This window comes from Pseudoalteromonas sp. SMS1 (assembly GCF_021530565.1).
Classification (GTDB): Bacteria; Pseudomonadota; Gammaproteobacteria; order Enterobacterales; family Alteromonadaceae; genus Pseudoalteromonas.
Window position 1 is genome coordinate 62,024 of the sequence record NZ_JAKGBI010000020.1, and the last position, 13,142, is coordinate 75,165.

At 43.4% G+C, this 13,142-nt stretch carries 14 protein-coding genes and 1 tRNA gene; 6 read left to right on the forward strand and 9 right to left on the reverse strand.

Features of this window, described 5'->3' with window-relative positions:
* Window positions 1–21: 21 nt before the first annotated feature.
* Window positions 22–309 (reverse strand): co-chaperone GroES, encoded by a 288-nt coding sequence (locus tag L1286_RS19320; RefSeq protein ID WP_023400700.1) that lies wholly within the window; start codon window positions 307–309, stop codon window positions 22–24.
* 168 nt (window positions 310–477) lie between these two features.
* Window positions 478–1,011, reverse strand: a complete 534-nt coding sequence (locus tag L1286_RS19325; protein ID WP_235408658.1) for an FxsA family protein — start codon at window positions 1,009–1,011, stop codon at window positions 478–480.
* Window positions 1,012–1,252: 241 nt separating this feature from the next.
* Between L1286_RS19325 and cutA the strand changes: the two genes are divergently transcribed.
* The 6 genes from cutA (at window position 1,253) to L1286_RS19355 (ending at window position 6,173) form a co-directional block, all read left to right on the forward strand.
* Window positions 1,253–1,573, forward strand: coding sequence for a divalent-cation tolerance protein CutA (gene cutA / locus L1286_RS19330; RefSeq protein WP_235408659.1), 321 nt, complete (start codon window positions 1,253–1,255; stop codon window positions 1,571–1,573).
* Window positions 1,573–3,387 carry a protein-disulfide reductase DsbD gene (locus tag L1286_RS19335; protein WP_235408660.1) on the forward strand — a complete coding sequence of 605 codons (1,815 nt, stop codon included), beginning with the start codon at window positions 1,573–1,575 and terminating at the stop codon, window positions 3,385–3,387. Before cutA ends, L1286_RS19335 begins: the two co-directional genes overlap by 1 nt.
* A 217-nt stretch (window positions 3,388–3,604) precedes the next feature.
* Window positions 3,605–4,066 (forward strand): type II 3-dehydroquinate dehydratase, encoded by a 462-nt coding sequence (gene aroQ / locus L1286_RS19340; RefSeq protein ID WP_235408661.1) that lies wholly within the window; start codon window positions 3,605–3,607, stop codon window positions 4,064–4,066.
* A gap of 19 nt (window positions 4,067–4,085) precedes the next feature.
* Window positions 4,086–4,547, forward strand: coding sequence for an acetyl-CoA carboxylase biotin carboxyl carrier protein (accB, locus tag L1286_RS19345; RefSeq protein WP_023400705.1), 462 nt, complete (start codon window positions 4,086–4,088; stop codon window positions 4,545–4,547).
* Window positions 4,548–4,567: 20 nt separating this feature from the next.
* On the forward strand, window positions 4,568–5,908 hold the full coding sequence (accC, locus tag L1286_RS19350; protein ID WP_023400706.1) for an acetyl-CoA carboxylase biotin carboxylase subunit: 1,341 nt from the start codon (window positions 4,568–4,570) through the stop codon (window positions 5,906–5,908).
* Between the two features lie 188 nt (window positions 5,909–6,096).
* A tRNA-Ile gene (locus L1286_RS19355) sits at window positions 6,097–6,173 on the forward strand.
* 184 nt (window positions 6,174–6,357) lie between these two features.
* On the opposite strand, the gene L1286_RS19360 is transcribed toward L1286_RS19355, so the two are convergent.
* The 7 genes from L1286_RS19360 to L1286_RS19390 form a co-directional block, all read right to left on the reverse strand.
* A complete protein-coding gene (locus tag L1286_RS19360) occupies window positions 6,358–6,525 on the reverse strand; it encodes a hypothetical protein (RefSeq protein ID WP_235408662.1) in 168 nt (55 codons plus the stop codon).
* 183 nt (window positions 6,526–6,708) lie between these two features.
* Window positions 6,709–7,893 carry a prohibitin family protein gene (locus L1286_RS19365; protein ID WP_235408663.1) on the reverse strand — a complete coding sequence of 395 codons (1,185 nt, stop codon included), beginning with the start codon at window positions 7,891–7,893 and terminating at the stop codon, window positions 6,709–6,711.
* A complete protein-coding gene (locus L1286_RS19370; RefSeq protein ID WP_235408664.1) occupies window positions 7,890–9,551 on the reverse strand; it encodes a cyclic peptide export ABC transporter in 1,662 nt (553 codons plus the stop codon). The genes L1286_RS19365 and L1286_RS19370 overlap by 4 nt, the downstream gene beginning before the upstream one ends.
* 80 nt (window positions 9,552–9,631) lie before the next feature.
* Window positions 9,632–9,808, reverse strand: coding sequence for a hypothetical protein (locus tag L1286_RS19375; protein ID WP_235408665.1), 177 nt, complete (start codon window positions 9,806–9,808; stop codon window positions 9,632–9,634).
* Between the two features lie 82 nt (window positions 9,809–9,890).
* The gene (locus L1286_RS19380; protein WP_235408666.1) at window positions 9,891–10,475 is read right to left on the reverse strand and encodes a YcjF family protein; all 585 of its coding nucleotides are present in this window, start codon (window positions 10,473–10,475) and stop codon (window positions 9,891–9,893) included.
* 206 nt (window positions 10,476–10,681) lie between these two features.
* A complete protein-coding gene (locus L1286_RS19385) occupies window positions 10,682–12,052 on the reverse strand; it encodes a serine hydrolase domain-containing protein (protein WP_235408667.1) in 1,371 nt (456 codons plus the stop codon).
* A gap of 78 nt (window positions 12,053–12,130) precedes the next feature.
* Window positions 12,131–13,096, reverse strand: coding sequence for a TauD/TfdA family dioxygenase (locus L1286_RS19390; RefSeq protein WP_235408668.1), 966 nt, complete (start codon window positions 13,094–13,096; stop codon window positions 12,131–12,133).
* Window positions 13,097–13,142 lie beyond the last annotated feature (46 nt).

Genomic DNA, 13,142 nt, shown 5'->3' on the forward strand with positions numbered 1-13,142 from the left:
TGTATTTTTACAAGCGGATGCTTAGCCAACAATACCTAAGATATTGTCTTCACGCATGATCAGGTATTCTTGACCTTCGATTTTTTCAGTCTTTTCAACATATGAGCCGAAAAGTACTGTATCACCAGCTTTTACTTCTAGTGCTCTTACTTCACCACTGTCCAACACGCGGCCGTTACCTACAGCAACAACTTCACCACGAGTTGATTTTTCAGCTGCTGAGCCAGTCAATACGATACCGCCAGCAGATTTAGTTTCTTCTTCTAGACGCTTAACAATAACGCGATCATGTAAAGGACGAATGTTCATAGATTTAGTTCTCCTAACTTTTCTGAACAATGACAGAAATAATCTTTCTATTCACAGTGAGTCGCCGCCGAATGATACGGCTGTAAACGCGACTCTCTGGATTAAAACTTAACTTGCAATTCTAGATGGGGGTGGATATTTAAAACCCAAGAGAAAAATTAAAAAATTTTAATCTTTTCTCTGATATTCACCTTCGATTGTAGTCGTTGACTGAGATTCAGACTGCGGGGCTTTGCGCTCAAAAGGATCAAATTTAGGCTCATGAGGCTGCGCATGTGCATCTTGATGCCTATGTTGTTGACCAAACCCTTGGCCAAACATACTGCCTTGCGCTGAGCTCTGCATCTTAACACTGGCTTGTTCAATTAGAGTCTTGGCAATTTTTTGTCTAATGACCGGGGTCAGTAACATAAAGCCCAACGCATCCGTCATAATACCCGGTGTCATTAAAAAAACACCTGCGATGATAACGCATAGCCCAGTAAATAAGTCTTGTCCGGGTAATTGGCCCGACGCCATTTGTCTTTGCACATTGGAATAGGCACCAAGCCCTTGTTGCTTTACTAACTTAGCACCTAAGATAGCTGTCGCAATAACCAGTGCTATCGTAGCAAACCCGCCAATGACATCACTAACTTGGATCAGCAAAGCGATTTCAACAATTGGTACAACAATAAAGAGTAGAAAAAGAACTTTAAACATAGATTCTCCAAATAAACTGAAATAGATGTATGGCTTGTCAGGTCTAATTTCAAGCTTATGGTCAGCATCCAATGACACTTTGACTTTTTCGTTTTACGTGACGCTATACAACACTTTGTTGTTTAGAGCAAAACCAAGCAGGAAAGTTCAGAGTATATAAATGCAACTCAACGAGCACACCTTGGGATCTAAGTGGTCTTTCGATACTATATGGATACAACGAAATAGTCGGCAAAATACGATGAGTACTCCATATAGATTGGTCATGACGACTTGTGATAGCAAAGACAATGCAAAGCATATTGCAGCGCATTTAGTGTTAAATAAATTAGCAGCTTGTGTGAACATATTGCCCCAATTAGAGTCAATCTATATGTGGCAAGGAGAAGTCACACAAAGTGACGAATTTAAATTACTGATCAAAACAAAATCCGCACTGGTTAGTGAAGTCATTGAAGTGATCCAAACAGAGCATCGTTACGATGTGCCTGAAGTACAGGTCATAGAAATAACCGATGGTGCACAACAATACTTTAACTGGATGGAAGAGGTACTGAATTAATGCGACTGACGACGCTTATTTTTTCTTTTTTTACGCTGCTGTTTGTAGGCAGCTTTCAGGCTCAGGCCAATAATAATGTGCTAGATAGCTTACTTGCCCCGAAGCAACAAACTTTTTTGCCGGTCGATCAGGCGTTTCAATTTGATTTTGACCAGCAAGGGAGCGTGCTGTTCACTGGTTGGGACATCGCGCCAGGCTATTACATATATAAGCATAAGCTCGAATTTGTAGGTAAGGGAGCTGACATTGTAGTGCCCGAGTTGGCACAAGGGAAAATGATAGAAGATGAGTTCTTTGGTCGCACAGAAGTCTATTTTGACGAACTCTCTGTTGTGTCTAAGCTTGCCAATGTTGGCCAAGATGCGGTGGTCAAGATTCGCTATCAAGGCTGCGCCGAAGCTGGGCTGTGCTACCCACCTGAGATCATCGAAATTCCATTGACCGCATTTGGCGGCGTAAGTAACGATTCCGCTGTGCCTGCCCCCGCAGCTGAGACCCAATCGCAGAGCAAACAAACCTCAGCACCGAAAGACGAGGGTGAATTGTCGTTTAATGAACGTTTGGCACAACAGAGCTTTGCGGCTAACCTTGGCGCCTTCTTTTTAGTGGGTGTGCTATTGGCATTTACGCCTTGTGTCTTTCCAATGTTCCCTATTTTGTCTAGCTTGATCGCTGGTCAGAAGAACCTTTCGACCAAAAAAGCATTCTCTCTGTCTTTTGTTTACGTACAAGGCATGGCAGTCACGTATGCGGCACTTGGGTTAGTCGTTGCGTATTTTGGCGGCCATGTTCAAGGCTATATTCAACATCCTGCTGTTCTAATTAGCTTCAGTATCTTGTTCGTTATTTTGGCCTTTGCCATGTTTGGTTGGTTTGAGTTGCGTTTACCGAGCGGCATGATGAGTAAACTGACTGAGATCAGTAATCAACAACAAGGCGGCAATTATACAGGTGTATTTATGATGGGGGTTTTATCGGGCCTTATTGCTAGTCCGTGTACCACCGCACCACTTTCTGCTGCACTCTTATATGTTGCGCAAAGCGGGGATTACCTCGTCGGCGGTTTAACTTTGTATGCACTGAGTTTAGGTATGGGTCTCCCCCTGTTATTACTCGGCACGTCAGGTGGAAAGTTACTGCCGAAAGCGGGCGGCTGGATGGAGCAAGTGAAAACCCTATTCGGCTTCTTAATGCTCTTCGTACCGCTAATATTGTTAGAACGTATTTTAGACTTTGACATCATTGTTATGTTGGCATCTGTACTCGCCATTGTCACAGCACTTTATCTACACTACTGGCAAAGTGGTCAACAGCAAGGTAAAGGCAAAACCATCTTATGGGCAATGTCTATGACGTTATTCGTGACTGCATTTTTGATGGCGCAATCAGTTTTGTTTAAGCAACCAGCTTCTCAACCAGTCATGGAGTACACGCAGTTACAAGAGAAAAAATTTAGGCTTATTGAAGGGCTCGATGGTTTAAGTACTGAAGTAGCAAAAGCGAATCAACAGGGTCAAATTGCGGTTGTTGACCTGTATGCAGATTGGTGCGTCGCATGTAAAGAGTTTGAGAAGTACACCTTTCCAGCAGACGAAGTACAAAAAGAGTTTCAACATTTTGAGTTATTAAAACTCGATCTGACTGAAAGCAATGATACGACGTTTGAAATCATGGACCACTTTACTGTCTTTGGCTTACCAAGCATGCTGTTCTTTGACAAAGATGGTAATGAAATCCCAGAACTTCGCGTAACGGGCTTTATGAACGCAGAAGACTTTGCCGAACACCTGCGCAAAGTGCGTGATTACCAGTAATTCTGACCCCCTTCCCCTCGCCTACTTGAGTTTAACCAGCAAGTAGGCGACACTTTATCTCTGATTAGACCAGTATTTTGCTGCTATTTACCTCGAACACTCTATAATAGTTCACGAACGTGAGAAATATTTGCTATTTACCGCGCAAGCGCTTAAGTTAAGCAAAGCAAAAGACGAAAAGTCGGTTTATTTCCCATTTAAAGGAATTTCACGCATTATGTCAGCAAATTTTAAGGTTTTAGTATTAAATGGCCCAAACTTGAATATGTTAGGGCGACGCGAGCCTGAGAAATATGGCACACAGACCTTAGCGGAGATAATGCAGTCACTGATAAAGTGCGCAGAACAACATGATGTGACGCTGACTCATTTTCAGAGCAACAGTGAAGCCGAGTTGATTAATACTATCCATGACCATTACGACAAAGTGGATTGCATTATTATTAATCCAGCCGCATTCACGCACACAAGTGTCGCGATACGCGATGCGTTGCTCAGTATCGGCGTTCCATTTTACGAAGTGCATATTTCTAATGTGCACGCACGCGAGCCATTTCGTCACACCTCCTATTTTTCTGATGTGGCGAAGGGCGTGATATGTGGATTAGGTGCAACTGGCTATCAAGCCGCATTGCTGGCAGCAATTAACCAGTTACACAACCAAAATAACTCAAATTAACTAACAGGCGGGCCAAGTTATGGATATTCGCAAGATTAAAAAACTAATCGAACTAGTAGAAGAATCAGGTATTGCAGAGCTAGAGATCACCGAAGGTGAAGAGTCAGTACGTATTAACCGTCACAGCAGTGCACCGGTTATGGCTCAGCCTCAGCAGTTCGCTGTACCAGCACCTGCAGCGGCACCAGTAGCAGCACCTGCGGCGGCACCAGCAGCTGACGCACCAGCAGAAGCAGCAACACCTGCGGGTCACCAAGTTAAGTCTCCAATGGTAGGGACATTCTACTCTGCGTCTTCTCCAACGGCTGCGGCATACGTTGAAGTTGGCACAAAAGTAAACGTAGGCGACACCCTGTGCATCGTTGAAGCGATGAAGATGATGAACCAGATCGAATCTGACAAGGCTGGTACTGTTAAAGCTATCCTAGTTGAAAACGGCGAGCCAGTAGAGTTTGATCAGCCACTATTCATCATCGAATAATTCCCAAGAAGGCAAACACTATGTTAGATAAAGTAGTCATTGCAAACCGAGGTGAAATTGCACTTCGCGTATTGCGTGCCTGCAAGGAGCTTGGGATTAAAACGGTTGCAGTACATTCAACTGCTGACCGTGACCTTAAACACGTTCTACTTGCAGACGAAACAATTTGTATCGGTAAGCCAGCTGCGGCTGAGAGTTACCTAGATATTCCTCGCATTATCGCTGCGGCAGAAGTAACAGATGCTGTTGCTATCCACCCAGGGTACGGCTTTTTATCAGAGAACGCTGATTTTGCTGATCAAGTTGAGCAAAGTGGCTTTATCTTTATCGGTCCGAAGGGCGACACGATTCGTCTAATGGGTGATAAAGTTTCTGCCATCGAAGCAATGCGTAAAGCTGGCGTACCATGTGTACCCGGTTCTGACGGCCCATTAACAGAAGACAACGAGCGCAACGTGCAAATCGCTAAGCGCATCGGTTACCCTGTTATCATCAAAGCAGCAGGCGGCGGCGGTGGTCGTGGTATGCGTGTTGTTCGCTCAGAAGAAGAGCTATTAGACTCAATCGCACTGACACAAACTGAAGCGCAGCAATTCTTCGGCAACGGCATGGTTTACATGGAAAAATTCCTTGAAAACCCACGTCACATCGAAGTACAAGTACTTGCCGATGGTCAGGGTAATGCCATTCACCTAGGTGAACGTGACTGTTCAATGCAGCGTCGTCACCAAAAAGTAGTTGAAGAAGCGCCAGCGCCGGGTATCACGGCAGAGATGCGTAAGTTCATTGGTGATCGTTGTACGCGCGCATGTATCGAAATCGGTTATCGTGGTGCAGGTACATTCGAATTCCTATACGAAAATGGCGAATTCTATTTCATCGAAATGAATACGCGTATTCAGGTAGAGCACCCAGTAACTGAAATGGTTACAGGCGTAGACCTAATCAAAGAGCAGCTAAAAATTGCAGCAGGTCAGCCACTCTCTATCACACAAGATGATGTTGTGATCAAAGGTCATGCTATCGAATGTCGTATCAACGCAGAAGATCCAGAGTCATTCATCCCGTCTCCAGGTAAAATCACGCGTTTCCACCCTGCAGGTGGCTTAGGTATTCGTTGGGACAGCCACATTTATGCTGACTACACGGTACCGCCGCACTATGATTCAATGATCGGTAAGTTAATTACTTACGGTGAGAACCGTGACGTTGCAATCGCACGTGCTCGCAATGCGTTAAACGAACTTGTGATTGACGGTATCAAAACAAATACTCCGTTACACAAAAAGATCTTAGCAGACGAAAACTTCCAAAATGGTGGTACAAATATCCACTATTTAGAGAAGAAGCTAGGTCTTTAATTAACGATAGATTTAAAAAGCCGGTTACAACCGGCTTTTTCTTTATTAGGAACATATCTAGTTGCTTTTTTATTAATCAATTGAACAAGATAAGCTAGAATTTTCAATTTTTATTAGTGACAAGCGCGCAAAAAATTCATATACTGCCAGCGCTTCAAAAGATTGTTTTCATACGATCGCATATAAATGGCCCTATAGCTCAGTTGGTTAGAGCACCCGACTCATAATCGGTAGGTCCCTGGTTCGAGTCCAGGTGGGGCCACCATTTACCTTTCTCTGTTTCAAATTAATATTATTTCTAACATCTAATGCCCCAAAATACACATCGCTATCAGTGTAATACGCTAGCTTGCTGTACACTTTTCACATTATAAAGGCTCTACCAAGCTTTAATCATACTCAATGTAGAACCTTGCTATTCGTCCCTTAAGAAGAAGCCATCAGGCCACTTATGGGTTGAACCTCGAGGCGTTATCTGGCCCGCCTTCGGTGGGATCTTTTCCCTTGTGCGTGCCTGAACCGCCACGGATCTCACGCAACGCGTCGCCGATTAATCTTTTGACTTGTTTTGACTCGTGAATCATTGGTTTCTTTGATAGTGTGGGTAAAACTTTCATAGTATCTCCTGTGGATGCTTTTAAGTATCTATGTCCTTCACTCAATATTTATATTACTCAAAAGCAAACACAAGGCTAGGGCGCCATGACACGATGTTTATTTTTCGCAACGGTGCGTATTTCAAGGCCTAGAATAAATAGGTCAAGATAAAGCGCCTAGCAAGGACGAAGGCGCTCTAGGTTCTACTTCAAATACTCCATTGGTTCACCAGTTTGCAATGATGGATCCGTGAGGGTTTTATCTGGCTGTCGAAGATCTGGTTTTATTTTATGGCCATACTTATCAACACTGTTTAAGTAGTCCTCTTTTCCATCCAATTCCGATTTAAGCTCACCAGGCTTATGCGTCTCTTTAAAGTGCGCATTGTCAGGAGTTAAACTGCTTTCGGTATTCAGTATCAATGGCAAGCCATCTTTACCACTGCCAATGACCACAACTTTGGCATTGTTTGACTTTGCAAGCTCAATCGTGGCTTCAATGCCTCGCCATTTCAAATACGCCTCAGAGATCCCATCGCTGACTTTCTCTTGGAACAACGCAATCCCTTTGGCTTCCTCCTCTTTACGTAGCGCTTCTTTTTTCGCAACTTCGACACGCATTTTGTATTCTTCTAAGATGTAGTTTTGATTCACCTTAGAAATAATTGCACTGTGTACTTTGTCCGGTAAATCGACCCGTTTAATCAAGACATCATCGAGGTTCACTAAATGGTGTCCAGCCATTCCCTGTGCTTCTTGACGCAACATCGACTTTTCTTTGAGCTCCAATTCATTGAGCACCTGGCCAAGCAGCTCCTCTTGAACTTCCTTACGTTGGTTACCATATACCTGTTCAGCATCATACTGAGAAACGATCATGCGCACACCCGAGCTCACCTCAGGTAGAATGATTTCATCCACATAATTGGGGCCTACCAGTTTATGTAAATAGGGAATGTAAGCTACTTCAGGGCGATAACGCACCGTAATATCGAGCGTTATCCGCAACCCCTCTTTGGTTATAGCGTATACATTCGTATGCGCAGTTTGATAACGACTAGAGTATATCGTAAGCGTATCCCATGGAAATACCAATACGGTCCCCTCTTGCAGCGGTTCTTTTAGATAAGTACCGCCTGAAAAACGCTTCCAAAGTACCCCAACTTCCCCTGAGTCAACCTTAATAAATATCACTGGGATCAACGCGATTACGATAAAAATACTGATCAGTAAGGTTAATCCGGCGCGAAAGCGCCAAGATAAAATACGCCGTCGAAGCTTAGGTTGATAACGCTTAAGTAAACGCATTAATAAGTTAGAAAGAATGATCGCCAATATGGCGCTAATAATAATTGTCAGTGTAATATCAGAAGGGAGTATGACGTTCATGATGTTACTCCTTTACTCTCAACTTCATGGTGTTCCATTAACTGTCCTTCGACCATTTTTAAATGCACGTCTGCAAGGTGAAAATAAGCATCATCATGCGTGATAGCAATCACCGTATTGCCTCGCTCTTTCAGCTTTGGCAGCACTTGTTCATAGAATTTGCGTCTAAAAATTGGGTCTTGATCCGCAGCCCACTCATCAAAAATATAGATAGGCCGATTTTCTAAAATGGTACTCAACAGGGCCAAACGCTTACGCTGGCCTGTAGAAAGATCGGTACTGCTGAACTCTCCATCTTTGATGCTTACTTTGGTGTTCATTTCTAAAAACGCGAGCCAATCCTCAATCTCATTTTGGCTATTATGATGGATGCCATAGAGCTGCTTAAATAAATGAAAATCGGCAAACACGGCGGTAAATAGACTACGATAGGCATCTCGTAAACTCTCTGTGATAGGCTGTCCATCCAATACAATTTGCCCAGCTTGTAATTCGTACAAGCCTGTTAACATACGAATGAACGTGGTTTTACCGCTACCATTGCCACCCGTAATGAAGGTGACTTGTCCCCGCTTAATACTCAGATCCACTGGGCCAACAAAAAAGGGCCTGTCGCCTCCTTTATGCCCGTGCTGATAGTACGCCCCCTCTAGACATAGCGTCTCAAAACCGTGCACATGAGAAACATGCTCATGCGCTTGGCTTTGTGATTGCATCGACTCCCGCCTAAGGTCATCCTCTAGCGCTAACACATTTTGCGCGGCCTCCGTCGCAGTGGTGTAAATAGGAATGCCACCAACAATACTGGTAATGGGCCCAATCAAAAATAGGGAAGCGGTGGTCACTTTGATAACCACATCGGTATAAACATGAGACAAACTTGGTACGATGAACACCATCGCACCAGTCGCAGCAAAGAAGGTGATTTGCGACAGCACAAAGTCGGTGGCAAATAAGGTTTGGGTAGTGGTTTTCGCACGTTTTGCGCGTGCCGAATCCATCACAAACTCATGCTCTAAATCATCCGCTCTCGGGACACTTAATTTAACTTCTTTGAAGCCATCGAGTAAGTCGGAGAGGCGCTGAATAAGCTTGTTTTCACTCTCGAAAGAGAGTTGCATATTGCGTTGAATTTCATTGGCACGCAAGCGATGAATGCTGGCCCCCAATAAGATAAGTATGGAGATCACCAAAAAGGCCACAAACGAATGCCATGCAATATAGAGTGAGGTAAAAAAAACTAAGCTAATTGATTGACCGATAATAACAAATAGCTGTGCTGACTGAGAGATGGTCTGCAGTTCTTTACTCAGTGTATTGAAGATGCGCTCCTTACCTATTTTTTCCAAGGTTGACAGTTCAGTGTGGCGCACACTTTCAAAAATTTGTACACGCAGCCTATCAATGGCTTTTTCAACCATTTTAGCGGCTTTGGTCATCAGCCGCTGTTGCGTCAAGCCATAAATCGAGATGGTTAAAATAAACAGCACCAAATAATAAAGAATGTGATTTTCTTTATGAATGTCTGAAATGTTCTCCGACACATTGTTAATCAAAGCAAGTACTAACGCATTTGCTAAGCCTGAAATACAGCCTAGCGCCACGAAAGTCCTTTTCTTTATTTTTATATTCCGACTGATCAGATCGTATAATACCATTGTAGTTTTCTTATCATTGTTGTTATGGGCAACGTTGCTTGCAGCAACCCTGCACGTTTAGCGCATCTATTTTTAGCTAATTAATCGTCCTCATTTTCCTGTTGAGGTTGGCGCATTTGCGCAAGTAATAATATTAATAGGCTAACAATCGGTGTAAAAAACAAGCCGATAAGAAAAAACCCTACAGGTCCTGCAAATGTATTGCGCCCCCAATACCCAGACAATATACATAGCACCAAATACAACGCGATAATCATAATATGCTCCTAACATGTTCTGTTGTTGCGTAGATAAACCAACAGGAAACCAACCCGTTGGTTTATCTAGGGTTAGCCACTACTATGGTGCAGTGGCTCCACTCGGCTGTGCGCTAGCATCACCTTTGTCTTTACGATATTTAGCAGCAATGTCCGCAATATCTCCCTTAATACTCGCAAGATTAAGGTCGATTAGCGTGCCACCATTCTCAAAATGACGTATAAAGGTGCTACCTACCGCATGAGTAGATGCAGCAGAAACCACAGGCATAAATGCGATCGCACTTAAAGTTCCAATCACCGGTACCGCTTTTAAGAAGCTGCTTAAGCCAGCTCCACCAAGCGTTTGCGGGAATGATCCCCCGATCACAGCACTGACCGTGCCACGCAGTTTATTGTCGCTATATGATTGGCCATATACCTTGGCAATTTCACCAATCATTTTCATTTGAATACCCGTTAGAGCCACTAAATCAACGGCTGGAATGGGGATTAACCCAGAGCCAAATGACCACTTAGAGTATTTATCAACAATGATCTGCGCCACGGCTGCTCGGTCTTCTGCCTGTACTGCAGTGCTTGCCTGCTCTGTCGCAGATGCGCTCGCAGAAGCAGATGCAGTTGCGTCACTTGCCTTGTCGTCCTTTGCTGTTTTTGTCGCTGTCATAATTCATCCTCTATGATGTAGATTTAAACAGTTGTTGAACCCACCAAACCAGTACAATACATATACTACTTCCATTGCGACTGGCTTGCCCTTATCACTGCAATTTCAAAAGAAAAAGCAGGAATTCGTGTTAAACATAGGCCGACAAAAGCATATAACTTCTCTGATGCCCTACCGCAGGCAGCCTGATTAATATTGCGCTTTACTTAATTGATTGCCCCATCCAACACTTCCTGACATTGCTCAGTTCGATGGCGGTCGTTATAAAAAATAATGTTACGGATCTCTTCCGCGATACAATCTGATTCATAGCCTGTTTTGTGATAATTGCTAAACGCCATAACGGTTTGATCACGCTCCAGCAAACGCGAGAAGCTCGTCACCCAAGAGTAAGGGTAACTGCCTGAGTACTGGAGAAACTTTTCATACTTATTTAGATTCGTGCTGGTCGGATCATCAGGGCAATCGGCCACTTTGCCATACTGGTTCGGATCGATGTAAGTAACGAACCAGCCATATCCAAAGTATTCACACTCATCATCACTTTGGGTGTTTTGATACGGTGAAAATGCCATTTCTTTCTGTTCAGCATTTAAAATTGTGTCGCCATATAAGCCTTGGTCCCACTTATGCATATCTTTGACAGTGGAGTACATATCCCCCGCGGAGTAGAGGACCAGAGGGTTACTATAAGGATTTTTAAAGATATGTTCATATGGTGCTGGGCCGCCTGTTTCAGGCGGGCGACCTGTTGTCAGTGGTAAATATTGGTTTTCATCAAATACATACCCTGTCGTCATATTTTCATAGATACCAATGGCGTTAAATGCACCACTGTCAGTCATACTGAGCGGATCTAAAATTTGTTCTTTTACAATATTTCTAAAGTAGAAGCTGGGGTCGATCTCGCCTTGTTTACCCGCGGCGATCTGCTCAATAATATTGCCTATGAGATAGTAGTTACAGTTACTGTAGGTAAATTTAGAACCCGGTGTAAAACTTGGTTTATTGTCTTGTTCGGTGCAAGTACAAAAACGGTTGCCAAACCCCTCAGGTCCGTTCAAATTTAATGTATCGTCATATAAATAAGGTCTCCATCCCCAGTTTAAGTAAACTTCAGGGTTGTCGCTATAATTGTCGATACCGGATGACATGCTCAACAAATTATGCAGCGATACATCTGCGCACTGGTTTTTAGGGTACCAAGGTAAGTAATCACCGATAGTCTCTGTTTTTAGGTCCTTGCCAGCGAGCATTCTCAATAATATTGCTGCCGCAAATTCTTTGGTATTTGAGCCGATCCGATATTTAGAATCAGACGTGTTCGGCACATTATATTGAATGTTTTGTGGTCCACAGTTGGCCTCATACACCACACTGTCACCTGAGGTCACATAGACACTGCCAAAAAACACCATCTTGTCACAGTAATCATTGACGGTGACTTTAAACTTCTCCACCTGTTCTGCCGTGATCGTGTTGTCTTTTGCTACGCCATTTTTAAAACACGCTGTCAAAAGCAAGCTTAAACAACACAGGCCTATGACTCTCAGTTGTTGTTGATAAAGCCAGTTCATTTTTGATTTCCTTAGAGTTGTTAAGTTAATTTGCCAACTTCTTCACTACTAACAAAACTCGTCTAGTTTTTACAATGGCTAATATGCTGCTTTTGCCATTCCCACCAAGACCTTACGAGTCCCGGTATACGCTTCTCTACCATGGGTATACAACATATTGTCCAACAACATGATGTCATTTCGCTGCCATTGATAAGAAAATGTAAGTGACTGATAGACCTCGTTGATGGTCGCAATTTCGTCACTACTGATCTCACTGCCATCACCAAAATAAGCATTGCGGGGGAGCCTATCTAGCCCGATGCTTTCGCGCATAGATTCTGGCAATTGGTTATCAATGCTAGAACAATGGAATAAATGCGCTTGATTAAACCACACCTTTTCTTTGGTGTGAGGATGAGTGGCTACTGCTGGGCGGATTTGCTTGGTTTGTAAGTGTTCTTCTGACTTCCATTCAAAAATAATGTCATTTTTCCAACAGTAGGCTTCTACCTCTTCCTTATTCTGGGTTTGAAACACCTCTTGCCAGGGTAAATCAATGTCACCGTAATTTCTGACATACATTACACCAAGCGTTTCAAATTTATCCCGCAGAGCATGTGGCAGTCGCTTATAGACCTCACGACTGTCAGCCAATGGGGTATTCCCTCCAGTTTTAGCCGGTACCACACAGAAAAACCCCATCCTCATAGGCCAGCAGTTAGAATAGGCATTCTCGTTGTGCTGTAAAATTACCTGATCGGCGTGATATTCCGTCGTGGTATAGACATTATTTCTCAATGCCGTGCGTGGTGAAGAGCGATACACATACTGGCTCAATGGTTCACCGAAAATCACTTCTAAAATGGTACTGAATTGGTTAGTGCTCACAATATTCAAGCCTCGAAGCAACGCAACACCATCTTTGTCTACCCATTCATTAATCTCTCTTGTGTGGCTCTTTACCCAAGCTAATCCACTTTGCTTTTGAGCCGATAGGTCATGAACAAACCTATCTCTTGTGGCCAAGTCGGCCTCACTATCGAGCGCTAGTAACTGATCCATTCTATTCCCATCCTTAACTAGGTAAGATAAAATTAAAACATAATGT